Below are 16,967 nucleotides of genomic sequence, written 5' to 3'. Positions count from 1 at the left end.
TTTGGCGACGAAGTCCGGGCTGCGGCCCGATCTGCGGCAGCGGCACGTCCGGATGATCGCCCTCGGCGGCATCATCGGCGCGAGCCTGTTCATCGGCAGCGGCGCGGTGATCCACACCGTCGGCCCGGCCGCCGTGCTGTCCTACGCGCTCGGCGGGCTGCTCGTCGTGCTCGTCATGCGGATGCTCGGCGAGATGGCGACCGCCGCGCCGGCGCAGGGCTCGTTCATGGAGTACGCGCGCGACTCGCTCGGCGGCTGGGCGGGCTTCACCATCGGCTGGCTGTACTGGTACTTCTGGGTCGGCGTGGTCGCGTTCGAAGCCGTGGCCGGCGCGAAGATCCTCCAGGGCTGGATTCCCGGTGTGCCGCAATGGGTGTTCTCGCTCGGGCTGATGCTGCTGCTGACGGCGACGAACCTGGCGTCGGCGCGCTCGTTCGGCGAGACGGAGTTCTGGCTGGCGTCGATCAAGGTCGCCACCATCGTCGTGTTCCTGCTGCTGGGCTTGCTGTTCGTCCTCGGGCTCTGGCCGGGCGCGCACTTCTCGATGGGCAACATCGGCCTCGACGGCTTCGTCGCGAAGGGCCCCTTCTCGGTCGTGCACGGCGTGGTCATCGTGATCTTCTCCTACTTCGGCGCGGAGATCGTGACGATCGCGGCGGCCGAGTCCGACCAGCCGGAGACGGCGGTCCGCAAGGCGACGTCGACGATCGTCTGGCGGGTGATCGTGTTCTACGTCGGCTCGGTGGCGCTGCTGGTGATGATCACGCCGTGGCGGGAGATCCCGAGCGAGACGAGCCCGTTCGCGGCGGCGTTCAGCCGGTTCGGCGTCCCGGCGGCGTCGACTCTGGTCAGCGCGGTGGTGCTCACGGCGGCGTTGTCGGTGCTGAATTCGGGGCTGTACACAGCATCCCGGATGCTGTTCGCGCTGCGGCGGCACGGCTGGGCGCCGGGCTGGATCGCGGACACGAACGCGCGCGGCGTCCCGTGGAAGGCGATCCTGGCGTCGACGTCGGTCGGGTACGTGGCGGTGGTGATGAGCTACGTGTCCCCGGACAAGATCTTCTACTTCATCATCAACTCGGCGGGCGCGGTGGCGTTGTTCGTCTACGCGATCATCTGCGGCTCCCAGATCCGGATGCGCCGCCGTCTCGAAGCCACCGACCCCAGCCGGTTGAAGCTGCGGATGTGGGGATACCCGTGGCTGAGCTGGGTCACGCTGGTCCTGACGCTGGTGGTGGTGACGTCGATGCTGTTCGTCGACGCCGACGCGCGGTCCCAGCTCTACCTGAGCCTGATCAGCCTGGCGGCGATCCTGGCCGTCTACGCCCTCATCCGCCGCCGCACGACCCGTGACGCAACGGTCAACACGCGTGATTGAAGGGTCGACACGCGTGATTAGAGGGACGACACGGCGAAGCCGGGCCGTGTCGCCTCCCCAGTCACGCGTGTCGACCTTCTGATCACGTGGGTCAGCCGCCGGCTATCCGGGACAGGGCTGTGAAAAAGACGTCGGTGATCTTGGCCGGGTCCGGGGCCACCAAGGCTTGGCCGCCGGTGGCCGCGGTCAGCTGGTCCAGTTCCGCCTTGTCCGCGTCCGGGCCGATGCCGACGCCGATCAGCGGGATCGGGCGGCGGGGGTCCTGCAGCTTCGCCAGCTCGGCCAGCAGGTCCGCCCGGGTGATGCCGTGCGGGTCGTCGTTGTGGCCGTCGGTCATGACGATCACCAGGTTGAGCCGGCCGGGTTCCCACTCGCGGCGGGCCGTGCGGTAGGTGTCGAGGACGCTGTCGTAGAGCCCGGTTCCGCCGTCCTGGGTGGCCTTCACCTGGGCCAGCTTGTCCAGCGCGCCGGCGGCCAGGTGCTGGGAGACCGGCGCCATCGGCAGCAGCTCGCGGTAGTCCCTGTCGCCGTCGAGACGGGTCGAGAACGCCAGCATCCGCAGCTGCGTGGCGGGTTTGAACAGGTGCATGGCCTTCGCCGCGGCCTGCATCGTCACCTGCATCCGGTTCAGCCCGGTCCCGGGCACCTGCGCGTTCATCGACCCGGAGACGTCGACGAGCACCTGCACCCGCGCGCTCAGGTTGACGCCGGCCCACTGGTTGAGCAGTTCGTCGACGACGGGCGCGGGCGGCAGGTTCGCGGTGCGGATGCCCGGCGACGACACCCTCGGGTCGTCGGAGTGCGCCTGCAGCGCCTGCCCGCCCGCCGCGCGCAGGCCGGTCTTGGCGATCGCGTCGGCGCCCGCGTCGCCGAGCACCGCCTCCCGCAGCGCGTCGACGATCGGCCGCTGCTGCTCCGTGATCCCGCTCAGCTCGGCGAACGGGAAGTCCAAAGTGGGCACCGCCGCGGAGTAGACGGCGACCAGCGGCGACGTCCGGTCCTCGATGTTGTGGCGCAGCAAGGAGTTCTCCGACGCGGGGAAGGCCGTCACCGCCGCGGTGCCGCCGCCGCTCGACCCGGGCAGCCGCGCGATGAGGTCGGTCTGCGCGCCGAGTGCGTTCGCCGAGAACCGCCGCAGCAACGCGACGTACGCGGCAGACGGCTCGGGCGCCGCCTTGACGCTGTCCCGCAGGCCCAGCAGCGCGACCGCGCCGACCGCGTCCCGGGCCGGGTCGGGCATTCCCGGGACGGCACCCGGCGCGGCGAGGACCTCGCCCCAGTTCAACGTGCGGTCGGGCCAGCCGAGGCCCTTGACGACGTCGGCGGCGACGGCGAGCACCACCGGCGAGCTGGCCACCGACGAGCCGGTCTCCGGGACGTCGGCGGCGCCGAGCTGGCGGGCGCGGCGCAGCGCGAGCGTGGAGTCCGGCACCCAGACCTGCGGCCGCGGGCTGCCGTCGGACAGCGCGAGCCGCTCGGCCGCCGACGTCGCTTCCCGCGTCTGGACTTCGACGCTGCCGCACTTCAGGTCGAGGCCGCGCGCGACGAGCGACAGCGCGGGCGCGATGTCCGCCGACGCGGTGACGAGAACCTTCACCGGCTGCTCGCAGGCCGGCTTCGCGGTCACCGCCGACACGGTCACCCAAGCGGCGGCGCCGAGGACGACAACGAGTCCGGTCGCCAGGACGGGCAGGAGCAACCGGCGCCGTCCGTCCGGCGAGTGACGTCCCATCAACGCGGCCTCTCTTGCCGAGGCGGGTGGGGATCAAGGTTAGCGCTCACCAAACCGGACGGTCGTGGTCCAGACGGCGTAACAGGGCCGCGCAAGCTCATCCCCTGGAGGGATACGCCCCCTCCCGGAGCGGGATGTCCACCGCGGCTGGCGGCGAAACACTGGATCGCATGAAGCCGACCCGAGGGGAACAACGCAGGGCACGCCGGGCCCTGTTCCGCCAGACCGTCACCGTGGCCTTCGCACTGCTGCTGGCCAAGGTGACGCACTGAAGACGCGGAACGCCTTCGCCGTCCAGGGGGAGGCGAAGGCGTTCCGCGTCGTGAAACTCAGCCTGGGAAACTCAGACCGGGATGACCGTCGGGACGATCATCGGACGGCGGCGGTAGGTGTCGGCCACCCAGCGGCCGACGACCCGGCGGACCGATTGCGCGATCCGGTGCGTGTCGGTGATGCCTTCGGCCTCCGTGCGCGCCAGTTCCATCTCCACCAGCGGCACGACGGCGGCGAGCGCCTTCGGGTCGTCGGAGAATCCGCGGCCGGACACCGTGGGGCTGCTGACCGCGCGGCCGGTGGCGGAGTCGATCGCGACGCTGATCGAGATGAACCCGCCTTCGCCGAGGACCAGCCGGTCCGACAAAGTCGACTCGCCGACGTCGCCGACCGACAGGCCGTCGACGTAGACGTGGCCCACCTCGACGCGGCCGGTGCGGGACGCTTTGCCGTCGACCAGGTCGACGACCACGCCGTCCTCGGCGATGACCACGTTCTCCGGGGCGACGCCGGTGCGGACCGCCAGCTCGGCGTTGGCTTTCAGGTGCTTCCACTCGCCGTGCACCGGCATGACGTTGCTCGGCCGCACCGCGTTGTACAGGTAGAGCAGCTCCCCCGCCGACGCGTGGCCGGACACGTGGACCTTGGCGTTGCCCTGGTGGACGACGTTCGCGCCGAGCCGGGTCAGGCCGTTGACGACGCCGAACACCGCGGTCTCGTTGCCCGGGATCATCGAGCTGGCCAGCACGACGGTGTCGCCCGCACGGATCGAGATCTGCCGGTGCTCGCCGCGCGCCATCCGCGACAGCGCCGAGAGCGGCTCGCCCTGCGACCCCGTCGAGACGAACAGGACCTTGCTCTCCGGCAGGGTGCTCGCCTGGTCGAGGTCGACCAGGAGGCCGTCGGGCACGTTCAGCAGGCCCAGGTCGGCCGCGATGCCCATGTTCCGGACCATCGACCGGCCGACGAACGCGATCCGGCGGCCGTGCCGGTGCGCGGCGTCCAGCACCTGCTGGACGCGGTGCACGTGGCTGGCGAAGCAGGCCACGATCACGCGCTGGTCGACCCGGCGGATGACGTCGTCGAGGACCGGGCCGATGTCGCGCTCGGGCATGACGAACCCGGGCACCTCGGCGTTGGTCGAGTCGACGCAGAACAGGTCGACACCCTCGTCGCCGAGCCGGGAGAAGCCGGCCAGGTCGGTGAGGCGCCCGTCCAGCGGGAGCTGGTCGAGCTTGATGTCGCCGGTGTGCAGGACCACGCCCGCCGGGGTGCGGATGGCCACGGCCAGCGCGTCCGGGATGGAGTGGTTGACGGCGAAGAACTCGAGGTTGAACACGCCGACGTCGCGGCGCTCGCCCTCGCGGACCTCGATCAGCTTCGGCCGCTGCCGGTGCTCCTTGGCCTTCGCCGCGAGCAGGGCGTTGGTGAACCTCGAGCCGTAGATCGGCAGGTCCGGCCGCAGGCGCAGGAGGAACGGGACGGCACCGATGTGGTCCTCGTGCCCATGGGTGAGCACCAGCCCTTCGATGTCGTCGAGGCGGTCCTCGATCGCGCGGAAGTCGGGCAGGATCAGGTCGACGCCGGGCTGGTCGTCCTCGGGGAAGAGGACCCCGCAGTCGACGATGAGCAGCCGGCCGCCGAACTCGAAGACGGTCATGTTGCGCCCGACTTCGCCGATGCCGCCCAGCGCGACGACGCGCAGGGCTCCCTCGGGCAGTCGGGGCGGGGCGTTGGTCGGGCCTGGACCTTGGGGAAGTGAGCTCACCGAGGCAGGGTCCCAACGCTGGTGTGCGAGGTCGGCGCGATGTAGGCCGCTCGCGAATCTGCTTGTGCCACCCGCTCACCATGCCAGTCCTGAGCCGCCGTGTCGCCCAGCGGCACGCCGCCCTGGGCAAGATCAGCGGCGATCAGGGCCGTCTGCTCGGTGTTCGGCGCGACGATCGGCAGCCGCGGGTCGCCGATGTCGAAGCCGCGAAGCCGCAGCGCCGCCTTGCTGAAGGCGACCCCGCCGACCCGCGACATCGCGCGCAGCACCGGAAGCATGCCGCGGTGGTTGGTGCGCGCGGTGGACGTGTCGCCGTTCTCGTAGGCGTCGATCATCGCGCGGATCCGGCCCGCGACGACGTGACCGATCACACTCACCACACCGACACCGCCGACGGAGATCCACGGCAGGTTCAGGCCGTCGTCGCCCGAGTAGTACGCGAGGTGGGTGTTGGCGATCACCTCGGAGCCGGCGATCAGGTCGCCCTTGGCGTCCTTGACCGCGACGATCCGCGGGTGCTCGGCCAGCCGCAGCAGCGTGTCGACCTCGATCGGGACGACCGAACGCGGCGGGATGTCGTAGAGCAGCACCGGCAGGCCGGTGCTGTCGGCGACGGTGGTGAAGTGCGCGTACAGCCCGGCCTGGCTGGGCCGCGAGTAGTACGGGGTGACGACCAGCAGGCCGTGTGCGCCGGCTTCTTCGGCCTGCTTCGCCTGCTCGACGCTGTGCGCGGTGTTGTTGGTGCCCGCGCCGGCCACGACGGTCGCGCGGTCGCCGACGGCCTCGACCACGGCGCGGATGAGCTGCTGCTTCTCCGCGTCGCTCGTGGTCGGGCTCTCGCCGGTGGTGCCGTTGACCACGAGGCCGTCGTTCCCCAGCTCCACGAGGTGCTCGGCCAGCTCCTGCGCCCGCTTCAGGTCCAGTGCGCCCTCGGCGTCGAACGGGGTGGCCATCGCGGTGAGCACGCGCCCGAACGGCCGTCCGGGCGCTGCGGTAACAACCGGAGCTTCGCTCCGGGCCGGGGGCTCCGCCACCCGGGCCCCCGAACTGCCTGTGGTAGGTGGGTTGGACATGGTGCAGACGGTACCTCCTCCCCCCGACGAAAACCGCGCCGACCTGGTCGGGGGCGCCAAGTGCGGAGGATTTCCCGGGCCCGGCCGCTCGTCGCGGAACTTCTACTTGACCTTGGTCACGATCGGCGCGGAGATCGGGCCGCCGTCGGCCTTGGTCAGCACGCAGTAGAACTCGCGCGTCGGGTCTTCGCCCGGCTTCTCGGGCCGGCTCTGCCACTGGCCCTGGGTCGGCACGAGCGCCCGGTACTTGAGGCCGTCGCGCTTGATTTCGGGGACGATCGAGGAACGGAACGAGGCCGCGCAGCGGGCTTCGGCGACCGCGGTCACGGCGGCCAGGCCCGGGTAGGCCGCGACCGCTGCCTCGCTGTCGGACCAGTTCGTGGTGCCGATGAGGTCCCCGGCGTCGTAGACCTCGACGGTGTGGCTCTCCTTGCAGTCGCCGTCGTTCTCGCCGCTGATGACGCCGCCGTCCTGGACCGGGGCGTTGTAGCAGAGGTAGCCGGAGTTGACGTCGACGTGCATCTGGCCGCCGAGGCCGAACGTCATGGTCGGCAGCTTCTGATCGTCCGGCGCGGGGGTTTCGAAGGCCTTGCCCGCGAAGAACCCGCCGGTCAGGGCGGCCACGACGAGCACGGCGGCGCCAGCCGGCCACAGGGCGCGGCGCGGCTTCTTCGGCGCCGGGCCGGCAGCCGGGAGGAGCATCGCGGTGCCGCCCGGCGGGGTCGGCCGCACGCCCTGCGCCGTGGTCAGCAGGTTCTGGGCCTGGGCCACGGTCAGCCGCGCGTCCGGGTTGGCGACGAGCAGGCCGAGGATGGCCGCGGCGAGCGGGCCCTGGCCGCGGGTGAGGTACGGGATCTCGGTCATGATCGCGTGCAGCGTCGCGGCGGTGGTCGCGCGCTCGAACGGGATCGTGCCTTCGACGGCGAAGAACAGCGTCGCGCCGAGGGACCACAGGTCGGACGCGGGCAGCGCTTCGCGGCCTTCGACGCGCTCCGGCGCCATGAAGGCGGGCGAGCCGACGATCATGCCGCTGGTGGTCAGGCGCGGGTCGTCGACGGCGTGGGCGATGCCGAAGTCGGTGAGCTTCACACGGCCGTCCGGCGCGACCAGGATGTTCGCCGGCTTGACGTCCCGGTGGACGATCCCGGCCGCGTGGGCCGCCTGCAGCGCGGTGAGCACCCGCTCCCCCAGCTGCGCGGCCTGCGCCGCGGGCATCGGGCCGCGCTGCCGCACGAGGTCGGCCAGCGACGGCGCTTCGACCAGCTCCATGACGATGAAGGTGGTGCCGCCGTCGGTGACGACGTCGTAGACGGTGACGATCGCGGGGTCGTTGAGCCGGCCGCCGGTGCGCACCTCGCGCAGGGCACGTTCGGAGAAGACGGCGGCGGACTCGGCGTCGGGCAGCCGCAGTTCCTTGACGGCGACCTGGCGGCCGATGACCTGGTCCTGTGCCCGCCACACGACACCCATGCCACCGCGGCCGAGCTCGCCCAGCAGGAGGTAGCGGCCCGCGACGACCCGCTGACCAGGCGTGACAGGCGCCTGCGGTGGGTAGGGCCGGGTCTGTTCGTCGGTCACGGTGCTCCTTCGGGCGGGCGGTCGCGCAGATGCTAGTCGGACCGCCGCGCGCCGCCGGAGGTTCCACGGAATTCGCCCGCATCAAGGGACGACACGCGCACTCAGGCGGCGAAGGTGAGGTAGATCAGGACCAGGTTCAACGCGATGATGATCGCCGCGACCACCCATGCCGCCACCGTTGTCGCGCGGTGGTTCGCGTCCTCGCCCATCAGTGTGCGGTCCGCCGTCAGCCTGATCAGCGGCACCAGCGCGAACGGGATCCCGAACGACAGCACCACCTGGGACACGACCAGCGCCGCACTCGGGTCGGCGCCCAGCGCCAGCACCACGATCGCCGGCGTCAGCGTCACCAGGCGGCGCAGGACCAGCGGGATTCGCTTGTGCAGCAGCCCTTGCATGATCATCGCGCCCGCGTACGCGCCGACCGACGTCGAGGCCAGGCCGGAGGCGAGCAGGCCGATCGCGAACATCAGCGCGATGCCCGGACCGAGCGCCGAAGCGACCGCGCCGTGCGCGCCCTCGATGCTGTCGACACCGTCCTGGCCCTGGAGGTTCGTCGCGGCGAGCAGCAGCATGCCGAGGTTCACCGCGCCGGCCAGGAGCATCGCCAGGCCGACGTCGGCGCGGGTCGCGCGCAGCAGGCGGCGGCGCCGGACGCCGTCCGCGCGGCCGTGGCGGTCGCGGACCAGGCCGGAGTGCAGGTAGACCGCGTGCGGCATGACGGTCGCGCCGAGCATCGCCGCGGCGATCAGGATGCTGCCCGCGCCGTCGAACCTCGGCACCAGCCCGCCGAGCGTCGCCGACGCCGACGGCGGCTCGACGAACAGGCTCGCCAGGAACCCGATCGCGATGACCAGCAGCAACCCGGTGACGACCCGCTCGAACGTCCGCTGGCCGCCGCGGTCCTGGACCGCCAGCAGCGTCAGCGAAACCGCGCCGGTGATCAGGCCACCGGCGACGAGCGGGAGGTCGAACAGCAGGTTGAGCGCGATGGCGCCGCCGACGACCTCGGCCAGGTCGGTGGCGATGGCGACGACCTCGGCCTGCGCCCAGTAGGCCAGCCGCGCGGGCCGGGACAGGCGGGCGCGCAGCGCCTCCGGCAGCGACATCCCGCTGACCAGGCCCAGCTTCGCCGACAGGTACTGGACGAGCACGGCCATCAGGTTCGCCGCGACGATCACCCAGACCAGCAGGTAGCCGTAGCGGGCGCCGGCGCTGATGTTGGAGGCGACGTTCCCCGGGTCGACGTAGGCGATCGCGGCGACGAACGCCGGGCCGAGCAGGGCCGACCCGGTGCGCAGGCGTGACACCAGTCTCGGCCGGACAGCCTCGGTCACAGCCATGCAGCCTGCCTCTCACCGGATGTCGGGGACCCTAAACCGGAGTTTAGGCGCGCCGAACTTTACTTTTCAAGGGTGACGGCTCCCACCCTTCGCGCCCGGGTACCCCGAAAGCCGTGAATGGCACATTGAGGGACTTGAAGTCCCTCAATGTGCCATTCACGGACCTGGGGTCAGGGGTGGGCGACCTCGTGGCCGGATTCGCGCAGGGCCTTGACGGCGTGGTCGAGGTCGGCGGCGCGGACCAGGATGTGGTCGGTGTCGAACGTCGACATCGAGAACAGCGCGACCCCGGCCGCGGCCAGCTCGGAGGCCAGCGCGGCGATGATGCCGGTGAGCGTGAACTCCAGCGGGCCGCGGACCGACAGCAGCCGCCAGCCGTCCTCGGCGGCCGTGCTGCCGGCGGGTTCGCGGCCGGCCGGGCAGATGACGGACAGTTCTTCCGGCGTCCGGGTCACCGAAACGAAGTCTTCGCCGGGTTCGAAGAGCTCGGCGGGCACCGCGGCGTCCGGGGGCAACCGCACGACGGCGTAGTCACCGGGCCGGACGTCGATCGCGAGTCGCTTCATCAGCCTTCCAGCACCTTCGGGCTCGTGGCGATCTCGGTGCCGTCGGGCAGCGTCGAGATGGTGAAGTCGGCGAACACGTTCGCCGCGGCTTTCTGCAGCTGCCGCAGGCATTCCACGGCCAGCTCGCGGATCTCGACGTCGGCGTGTTCGGTGGCGCGCATCGCGACGAAGTGCCGCCAGGCGCGGTAGTTCCCGGTGACGACGATGCGCGTCTCGGTCGCGTTGGGCAGCACCGAGCGGGCGGCCTGGCGGGCCTGCTTGCGGCGCAGGGTCGCGGTCGGGACGTCGGCGAACTTCTCCTCGAGCCCGGCCAGCAGCTCGGTGTAGGCGTCGACGCTGGCCTGGGTCGCGGCGAGGAACTTCTCGTGCAGCACCGGGTCGTTCGCGATCACGTCCGGCTCGACGATCTCGGCGTCGCGTTCCGGGACGTAGCGCTGCGAGAGCTGGGAGTAGGAGAAGTGGCGGTGCCGGATCAGCTCGTGGGTCAGCGAGCGGGAGATGCCGGTGATGTAGAAGGTCACCGAACCGTGCTCCAGCACCGAAAGGTGGCCGACGTCGATGATGTGCTCGAGGTAGCCGGCGTTGGTCGCGGTGGCGGGGTTCGGTTTCTTCCACGACTGGTAGCAGGCGCGGCCGGCGAACTCGGCGAGGGCCTCGCCGCCGTCCGCGTCGGTCGACCACGGCACGTCCTCGGGCGGGAAGAACTCCGTCTTCGCGATCAGCTGCACCCTGGGTGACACGGTTTCGGCCACGTCAGCACTCCTTCTCCGGCTCCCCGCAGCCTAACTGCGTGGGGGCGCCCACTCCCGGGCGACACAGGTGACATCACCGGCTCCTTGACTGACGTCACCGATGACGTCATAGTGGTGTCATGGATCTGACCCCGTACATCGCCAGCCTTCGCGAGGACCTCGCGAACACGGCCGCGGCCGGGGACGAGCACACCCGGCGGGCGGCCGCGCTGCTGTCCTCCGCGCTCGAACCCGCCGTCCGCCTGACCCTGATGAACGCCCTCGCCGACCTCGCCGCCGAGGTCACGGCCGCACTGCCTGGCCAGGTGGTCGACGTGCGGCTCGACGGCCGCGACGTCCGCGTCGTCGTCTCCGGCGCCGCGGAGGAACCGGTGTCACGTGAGACACCACGTGACACCACGCCGCCGCCACCGCTCATGGACGGCGGGGACATCTCCCGCATCACGCTGCGCTTGGTCGAGCAGATCAAGGGCCAGGCCGAACGCGCGGCGGCGGCCCAGGGCGTCTCGCTGAACACGTTCGTTTCGCAGGCGGTCCAGGGCGCGCTGGGGCACGGCGCGCTCGGCGGCGGGAGCCACAAGCACCACCGCGACCGGGATGACCGGGGCGGGTCGCACCTGCACGGCTGGGTCGAAGGCTGAGGGGACGAGAACGATGAGCGAAGAACAGACGACACCGGCCGAAGAGCCGAACGACGAACTGGTGCGGGTCGACGAGTTCGAGACCGACGTCCCGCTGGAGCTCGACGTCAGCGTGACGATCGGCCGCGTGGAGATCGTCCTCGAGGGCGACTCCGGCGCGCGGGTCGAGCTGCGGCACGACCAAGGCGAGCAGCAGCCGTGGGTGGCGGGGGTCAACAACCTGCTGTCCTGGGTCGGCGAACGCTTCGGCGACCAGCTGGGCGTCGACCCGGCGGCCTCCCCCGCCGAGGCGGTGCGGCAGAGCCGGATCGAGAAGCTCGGCAACCGCCTGGTCGTGAGCGCGCCGAAGGCGTGGCAGCTGCGCAACGTCGCGCTCGCGGTGAAGGTGCACGCGCCGGCGGGATCGCACGTCGAGGTGCGGGCCGGCGCGGCGGACGTCACGGTGACCGGCTCGGCCGGCCGCGTCGACCTGCTCACCGGCTCCGGCGAGGTGAAGCTCGACCGCGCCGACGGCTCGGCCACGATCCGCACCGGCAGCGGCGGCGTCAAGCTCGGCCCGACGCTGGGCGGGCTGCAGCTGCGCAGCGGCAGCGGCCACGTCGAGGCGTCGTCGATCGCCGGGTCCGCGACGCTGGCCACCGGCACGGGGGACGTCTGGCTGGGCGCGGTGTCCGGCGAAGTGATGGCCCGCACGGGCAGCGGCGACCTTTCGGTGGCCGACGCCGCTTCGGGCTCGCTGGACCTGATCACCGGCTCCGGCGAGGTCCGGATCGGCATCCGCGGCGGGACGGCCGCCGAGGTCGACCTGACCTCCAGCGCCGGTCGTGTCTCCAGCGAACTGGACGTCGCCGACGCCGCACCCGAAGGCGGCGTGAAGCTGAAGGTCCGCGCCCGCACGGGCACCGGCAACGCCGTGGTGACGCGCGCGGCCGGCTGAGACAACCGGGCCTCCGGCCCGGGCCGGGGGCTCCGCCACCCGGAACCCCCGAAGACATGACTGAGTAAGGGGGGAAGCGGAGGGGCCGTTCCCGGTGGGGGTGCCGGGAACGGCCCCTCCTCGGCGTGCGCGCGAAATACCAGAGGGGACAGACACGGAAAACCGGCGAACGAATGATGAATTCGTCGAAATAATCGTTTACCGATCACCCTCTCCCGTACTCAGCGCAACATCGGAATTTTCCGCAAAAGCTTTGAACGAATCGCGGGGCTGTCTCGTTCACATCGGTTGACTGCGTCGGTCCGGCGAAAGGTGACCGAGTGACCGCGATGATCCGGCCCGCCTCACTACCGGGCCTGCCCCCCGCCGATCGCGCGCTGTTCCAGCGGTTCGGCACCGGGGAACCCGCCCGGGTCCCGTTCCGCGGAATTCACGACGCCGTGCTCGCGCAGGCGCGCATTCGCCCGAACGCGCTCGCCATCGAGCATTTGGGCGAATCCCTCACTTATGCCGAACTCGATCGCCGGTCGGCCGCACTCGCCGCCACACTCACCCGATTCGGCGTACGGCCGGGACAGCACGTCGGGCTGTTCCTCACCCGGTCGATCCCGATGGTCGTCGGCCTGCTCGCCGTTCTCCGCGCGGGCGCGGCGTATGTGCCGCAGGACATCAGGATCACGCCCGCCACGCAACTGGAGCACATCGTGGAGACCGCGGGCATCGACGTCGTCCTCACCACGCGCGAGCACCGGTCCGCGATCCCCGCGGGACTCGGCCGGGTCGTCGCCATCGACGACGAGCACTGCGGCGACCACCGCTTCGGCGGACCACCGGCCGGCGGCACCGCGATGGTGATCTTCACGTCCGGGACGACCGGGCGGCCCAACGGCGTGCAGGTCACCCACGAGAATCTCGGCAACGTCCTGCTCACCCGGCCGGGCTCGCTCGGCATCCGGCCCGGCGACCGCGTCGCGCAACTGCTGAACATCGCCTTCGACATGGCAGCCTGGGAAATCCTCGGCACGCTGGCCCACGGTGGCTGCCTGGTGATCCGCGGCAAGGACATCGAGAAGACCGCCCGCGAGGCCGACGTCGTGATCGCCACCCCCGGCGTACTGTCTACAGTGGACCCGAATGCCTGCCCCCGGGTGCGCACCGTCGCCGTGGCGGGCGAACGGTGCCCGGTCGAGCTGGCCCGCGCCTGGGCGCGGCGGGCGAGCTTCCACAACGCCTGCGGCCCCACCGAAGTGACGATCGTCAACACGATCCAGCGCTACGATCCCCGGCTCGGGCACCTGACCATCGGCCGTCCGGTGCCCAACACCACGGTCTACGTGCTCGGCGACGACCTGGCGCCGTGCCCGATCGGGCAGGTCGGCGAAATGTGGGCCGGCGGCGCGTGCGTCACCGCGGGGTACGCCGGCAACGAGGCCCTCACCGCCGAACGCTACCGCCCGGACCCGTTCCTCGGCGGGGCGCACCGGATGTTCCGCACCCGGGACCTCGTGCGGTGGACCGCGGACGGGCAGCTGGAGCACCACGGGCGGACCGACGACCAGGTCAAGGTCCGCGGCTTCCGCGTCGAACTGGACGCGGTCACCGCCGCGCTCGAGCAGGCCCCGGGCTGCGATCGGGCGGCCACCCTGCTCTACGGCGGCGGGCTCGCCGGCTTCGTGACACCGGCCTCGGCCGAGCCCGAGCTCGTCCGGCGCGCGGTGGAAGCCGTGCTGCCGTACTACTGCGTGCCGGCGATGATCGTCCCGGTCGACTACCTGCCGCTGACCGAGCGGGGCAAGGTGGACCGGCGGGCCCTGCTGTCCCGTTTGGACAGCCGCGAGCCGGCGGAGACGGTGGCATGACCTCGACGCTCGCCCCCGCCTCGCGGTCCGTGCGGGCCCGGCTGAAGCGACGGCCGTGGACCCACCACAACCGGCTGGCCGCGGCGGTGGTCGGCGTGAACGCCGTCCTCGCGGCCACCGCCGGCCCGCTCGACCCCGGCGTCCTCGCCCGGCTGGTGCTGGGGAACCTGACGCTCGCCGTGCTGATCCGCCAGCAGCTCGTGATCAACCTGCTGTTCCGGCTGGCCACAGCCGCCACACCGCGGCGCTCGTTGCGGCTGCGCTGGACACTGGGCAAGGTCTACCACTTCGGCGGGTTGCACGTCGGCGGCACGCTTTGCGCCACCGGCTGGTTCCTCGTGCTCACCGGCGTGCTCACCGTCCGCGGCGGCCCGGCGGCCCTGCTGGTGACCACGTGGGCGATCGCGGGCGTCCTCGCCGTCATGGTCGTGCTCGCGCTGCCGCGGCTGCGTGCCCGCCGGCACGACCTGTTCGAGCGCTCCCACCGGTTCGGCGGCTGGTCGCTGCTGGTGCTGTTCGCCGTCCACGCGGTCCTGCTGGCCGGCGCGGCGGGAAAACCCTTCCTCGGCTCGGGTCCGTTCTGGGTGCTGCTGGTCATCGTGACGAGCGTCGCGCTGCCGTGGCTGCGGCTGCGTCGGGTGCCGGTGCGGATCACCCGGCCGTCGCCGCACGTGGCCCTGCTGTCGTTCGACTACGGCGTGACCCCGTTCGCCGGCTCGTCGACGGCGCTGAGCCGGAACCCGTTGCTGGCGTGGCATTCCTTCGCCAACGTCCCCGCGCCCGGGCGCGCCGGGTTCCGGCTGACCGTCTCCCGGGCGGGCGACTGGACCGGCGCCCTGATCGACGACGAGCCCGCCCACTTGTGGGTCAAGGGCATCCCGACCGCGGGCGTGGGCAACATCGACAAGCTGTTCCGCCGGGTGGTCTGGGTGGCCACCGGCAGCGGCATCGGCCCGTGCCTGCCGCACCTGCTCTCCGGGGAGACGCCCGCGCGGCTCGTGTGGTCGACGCGGCATCCCCGGCGCACCTACGGCGAGGATCTCGTCGACGAGATCCTCGCCGTCCAGCCGGACGCCGTCGTGTGGGACACCGACAGCGCCGGCAAACCCGACCTGGTCGAACTGGCTCTGAGCGCGCACCGGGACTTCGACGCGGAAGCAGTGATCTGCATTTCGAACAAGAAGACGACGTGGCACGTCGTCGAAGCGCTGGAAGCCCGCGGGATCCCGGCCTTCGGCGCGATCTGGGACTCGTGAGGGAGAGAGCATGGCTGACCCGACCGTCACTGTGGACCTGCAGGCCCCCGTCGCGACCGTGACCGTGAACCGGCCACGGGCGCGCAACGCGTTGTCGTCCGAGGTACTCACCGAACTGCTCGAGGTGTGCTCCTCGCTGGGCGAAAACCCGGCGGTGGCGGGAGTCGTGCTCACCGGCGCGCCGGGCCCGGCCTTCGTCGCGGGGGCCGACATCCGCGAAATGGCCGCGCTGGACCCCGAGCGCGGCGCACGGTTCGGCGCGCTGGGCCAGGAGGTCACCCGCGCGCTCGAATGGCTGCCGGTGCCGGTGATCGCCTGCGTGGACGGTTACGCGCTCGGCGGTGGCTGCGAACTCGCGCTCGCGTGCGACTTCGTCTACGCCACGCCCAAGGCGGTCTTCGGCCAGCCGGAGGTCCTGCTCGGCCTGATCCCCGGGTTCGGGGGCTGCGTGCGGCTGCGCCGGCAGGTCGGTCCCGGCCGCGCCCGCGAGCTGATCTACACCGGCCGTCACCTCGACGCCGCGGAAGCGCAGCGGATCGGGCTCGTCAACGAAGTGTTCGACAGCCGCGAAGCCATGCTCGACGGCGCCCGCGCCACGATCACGGCGGTGTCCCGCAATTCCCGCGACGCGGTGGCGCTGGCGAAGAGCGCGCTGAACGCCGGTCGCGGCCGGACCGTGGAAGCCGGCCTGGAGCTGGAGCTCACGGCGTTCCGCTCGGCGTTCACCACTCCGGACATGCGCGAGGGCACGACGGCCTTCCTCGGCAAACGCGAACCGGTGTTCACCAGCAGGGCCGCACGCTGATCGGGTGGGTACGCCATCAACGAGACGCACACGGCGCTGCTTCAGGCGCTACACGACCAGCACGCCCCGGCTCTGTGGCGGTACGCCCTGCGCCTGACCGGCGACGACCAGTTCGCCCAGGACGTCGTCCAGGAGTCCTTGCTGCGGCTGTGGAACAGCCCGGCGATCCTCGAACAGGGCGAGCCGGCCTCGCGTGCATGGTTGTTCACCGTCGCGCGCAACGTCGTGATCGACGAACGCCGCAGCGCGCGCTCGCGCCGCGAGGTGCGCTCGACCGCGCTGCCGGACGAGTCGCACACGGACCCGATCGACTCGGCGCTGGACGCCTGGGTGATCACCGACGTGCTGGCCCAGCTGACCGAGGACCACCGCACGGTCATCGTCCGCGCGTACTACATGGGGCAGTCGGTCGCCGAGCTGGCCGCCGAGCTCGAGGTGCCCGAAGGAACGGTGCGCTCACGGCTGTTCTACGGGCTCCGCGCGCTGCGGCTGGCCCTGCAGGAGAGGGGGCTGACCCGGCGTTGAGCGGCCCATCGGATCCGTACCGGGACTGGGACGCCGCCTACATCCTCGGTGCCCTGTCCCCGGGTGAGCGCCGGGAGTACGAACAGCATCTCGGACGGTGTTTTTCGTGCGCGGCGGCGGTCGCGTCGTTCGCCGGGATGCCGGGAATCCTGTCGGCAGTGCCCCGCGAGACGACGGCGGAGCTCCTCGAGCCGGTTTCGCCGCCGGTCCTGCTGCCGGGGCTGGTCCGCGCGGCGCGGGCCGAGCGGCGGCGCGGGCGAGCACGGGTGGCGGCGGCACTGGCGGCGACCGCGCTGGCGGGGGCGGTGGCCGGTTCGCGGTTGTTCGCGCCGGGGTGTTCGCCGGATCCGCGGATCGAGCGGACGACACTGGTCCCGGCGACTTCGCGGACCCACACATATTTCACCCGGTCGAGCACCGTAAAAGAGTTTGTGGCGGTTCCGATCTCGGAGTGAACCGCCGGGCGTGCACACCCCGGGGG

15 protein-coding genes are annotated in these 16,967 nt (G+C 71.7%); 8 read left to right on the top strand and 7 right to left on the bottom strand.

Features of this window, described 5'->3' with window-relative positions:
• The first annotated feature begins 1 nt into the window (after window position 1).
• On the top strand, window positions 2-1,378 hold the full coding sequence (locus A3CE_RS0141685; protein WP_020646054.1) for an amino acid permease: 1,377 nt from the start codon (window positions 2-4) through the stop codon (window positions 1,376-1,378).
• 91 nt (window positions 1,379-1,469) lie between these two features.
• Here the strand turns inward: A3CE_RS0141685 and A3CE_RS0141680 are convergent, their stop codons facing one another.
• The 7 genes from A3CE_RS0141680 to thyX form a co-directional block, all read right to left on the bottom strand.
• Window positions 1,470-3,110 (bottom strand): VWA domain-containing protein, encoded by a 1,641-nt coding sequence (locus A3CE_RS0141680; protein ID WP_185839872.1) that lies wholly within the window; start codon window positions 3,108-3,110, stop codon window positions 1,470-1,472.
• Window positions 3,111-3,453: 343 nt separating this feature from the next.
• A complete protein-coding gene (locus A3CE_RS0141670) occupies window positions 3,454-5,151 on the bottom strand; it encodes a ribonuclease J (protein ID WP_026469367.1) in 1,698 nt (565 codons plus the stop codon).
• Window positions 5,148-6,104 carry a 4-hydroxy-tetrahydrodipicolinate synthase gene (gene dapA, locus A3CE_RS0141665; RefSeq protein WP_245589678.1) on the bottom strand — a complete coding sequence of 319 codons (957 nt, stop codon included), beginning with the start codon at window positions 6,102-6,104 and terminating at the stop codon, window positions 5,148-5,150. Before dapA ends, A3CE_RS0141670 begins: the two co-directional genes overlap by 4 nt.
• Before the next feature lie 222 nt (window positions 6,105-6,326).
• Window positions 6,327-7,802, bottom strand: coding sequence for a serine/threonine-protein kinase (locus A3CE_RS0141660; protein ID WP_020646049.1), 1,476 nt, complete (start codon window positions 7,800-7,802; stop codon window positions 6,327-6,329).
• 101 nt (window positions 7,803-7,903) lie between these two features.
• Window positions 7,904-9,145 carry an Nramp family divalent metal transporter gene (locus A3CE_RS0141655; protein ID WP_026469366.1) on the bottom strand — a complete coding sequence of 414 codons (1,242 nt, stop codon included), beginning with the start codon at window positions 9,143-9,145 and terminating at the stop codon, window positions 7,904-7,906.
• A gap of 170 nt (window positions 9,146-9,315) precedes the next feature.
• Window positions 9,316-9,711 carry an ACT domain-containing protein gene (locus A3CE_RS0141650; RefSeq protein ID WP_020646047.1) on the bottom strand — a complete coding sequence of 132 codons (396 nt, stop codon included), beginning with the start codon at window positions 9,709-9,711 and terminating at the stop codon, window positions 9,316-9,318.
• Window positions 9,711-10,463, bottom strand: coding sequence for an FAD-dependent thymidylate synthase (gene thyX, locus A3CE_RS0141645; protein ID WP_020646046.1), 753 nt, complete (start codon window positions 10,461-10,463; stop codon window positions 9,711-9,713). The genes A3CE_RS0141650 and thyX overlap by 1 nt, the downstream gene beginning before the upstream one ends.
• A 119-nt stretch (window positions 10,464-10,582) precedes the next feature.
• Between thyX and A3CE_RS0141640 the strand changes: the two genes are divergently transcribed.
• From A3CE_RS0141640 to A3CE_RS53760, 7 genes are all read left to right on the top strand, one after another.
• Complete coding sequence (locus tag A3CE_RS0141640) at window positions 10,583-11,104, top strand: toxin-antitoxin system HicB family antitoxin (protein ID WP_020646045.1); 522 nt, start codon at window positions 10,583-10,585, stop codon at window positions 11,102-11,104.
• 13 nt (window positions 11,105-11,117) lie between these two features.
• On the top strand, window positions 11,118-12,041 hold the full coding sequence (locus A3CE_RS0141635) for a DUF4097 family beta strand repeat-containing protein (protein ID WP_020646044.1): 924 nt from the start codon (window positions 11,118-11,120) through the stop codon (window positions 12,039-12,041).
• A 329-nt stretch (window positions 12,042-12,370) separates the two neighbouring features.
• On the top strand, window positions 12,371-13,900 hold the full coding sequence (locus A3CE_RS0141630; RefSeq protein WP_051183976.1) for an amino acid adenylation domain-containing protein: 1,530 nt from the start codon (window positions 12,371-12,373) through the stop codon (window positions 13,898-13,900).
• Complete coding sequence (locus tag A3CE_RS0141625) at window positions 13,897-15,156, top strand: ferredoxin reductase domain-containing protein (RefSeq protein WP_020646042.1); 1,260 nt, start codon at window positions 13,897-13,899, stop codon at window positions 15,154-15,156. The genes A3CE_RS0141630 and A3CE_RS0141625 overlap by 4 nt, the downstream gene beginning before the upstream one ends.
• Before the next feature lie 10 nt (window positions 15,157-15,166).
• Window positions 15,167-15,961 carry an enoyl-CoA hydratase/isomerase family protein gene (locus A3CE_RS0141620; RefSeq protein ID WP_020646041.1) on the top strand — a complete coding sequence of 265 codons (795 nt, stop codon included), beginning with the start codon at window positions 15,167-15,169 and terminating at the stop codon, window positions 15,959-15,961.
• A gap of 15 nt (window positions 15,962-15,976) precedes the next feature.
• Window positions 15,977-16,486 (top strand): sigma-70 family RNA polymerase sigma factor, encoded by a 510-nt coding sequence (locus A3CE_RS0141615; RefSeq protein ID WP_026469365.1) that lies wholly within the window; start codon window positions 15,977-15,979, stop codon window positions 16,484-16,486.
• Window positions 16,483-16,941: a zf-HC2 domain-containing protein gene (locus tag A3CE_RS53760; RefSeq protein ID WP_020646039.1), complete on the top strand. Its 459-nt coding sequence runs from the start codon at window positions 16,483-16,485 to the stop codon at window positions 16,939-16,941. The genes A3CE_RS0141615 and A3CE_RS53760 overlap by 4 nt, the downstream gene beginning before the upstream one ends.
• Window positions 16,942-16,967: the final 26 nt, after the last annotated feature.

The organism is Amycolatopsis balhimycina FH 1894, assembly GCF_000384295.1.
Classification (GTDB): domain Bacteria; phylum Actinomycetota; class Actinomycetes; order Mycobacteriales; family Pseudonocardiaceae; genus Amycolatopsis; species Amycolatopsis balhimycina.
Note: the sequence above shows the minus strand (reverse complement) of the source record. Positions and strands in the feature narration are given on the sequence as shown.

What these genes read in the sequence shown, in the direction of transcription:
- A3CE_RS0141620 (WP_020646041.1), top strand. Translation starts at nt 15,167, where the DNA reads ATGGCTGACCCGACCGTCACTGTGGACCTGCAGGCCCCCGTCGCGACC.
- A3CE_RS0141655 (WP_026469366.1), bottom strand. Translation starts at nt 9,145, where the DNA reads ATGGCTGTGACCGAGGCTGTCCGGCCGAGACTGGTGTCACGCCTGCGC.
- A3CE_RS0141625 (WP_020646042.1), top strand. Translation starts at nt 13,897, where the DNA reads ATGACCTCGACGCTCGCCCCCGCCTCGCGGTCCGTGCGGGCCCGGCTG.
- A3CE_RS0141630 (WP_051183976.1), top strand. Translation starts at nt 12,371, where the DNA reads ATGATCCGGCCCGCCTCACTACCGGGCCTGCCCCCCGCCGATCGCGCG.
- A3CE_RS0141680 (WP_185839872.1), bottom strand. Translation starts at nt 3,110, where the DNA reads ATGGGACGTCACTCGCCGGACGGACGGCGCCGGTTGCTCCTGCCCGTC.
- A3CE_RS0141640 (WP_020646045.1), top strand. Translation starts at nt 10,583, where the DNA reads ATGGATCTGACCCCGTACATCGCCAGCCTTCGCGAGGACCTCGCGAAC.
- A3CE_RS0141635 (WP_020646044.1), top strand. Translation starts at nt 11,118, where the DNA reads ATGAGCGAAGAACAGACGACACCGGCCGAAGAGCCGAACGACGAACTG.
- A3CE_RS0141650 (WP_020646047.1), bottom strand. Translation starts at nt 9,711, where the DNA reads ATGAAGCGACTCGCGATCGACGTCCGGCCCGGTGACTACGCCGTCGTG.
- dapA (WP_245589678.1), bottom strand. Translation starts at nt 6,104, where the DNA reads ATGGCCACCCCGTTCGACGCCGAGGGCGCACTGGACCTGAAGCGGGCG.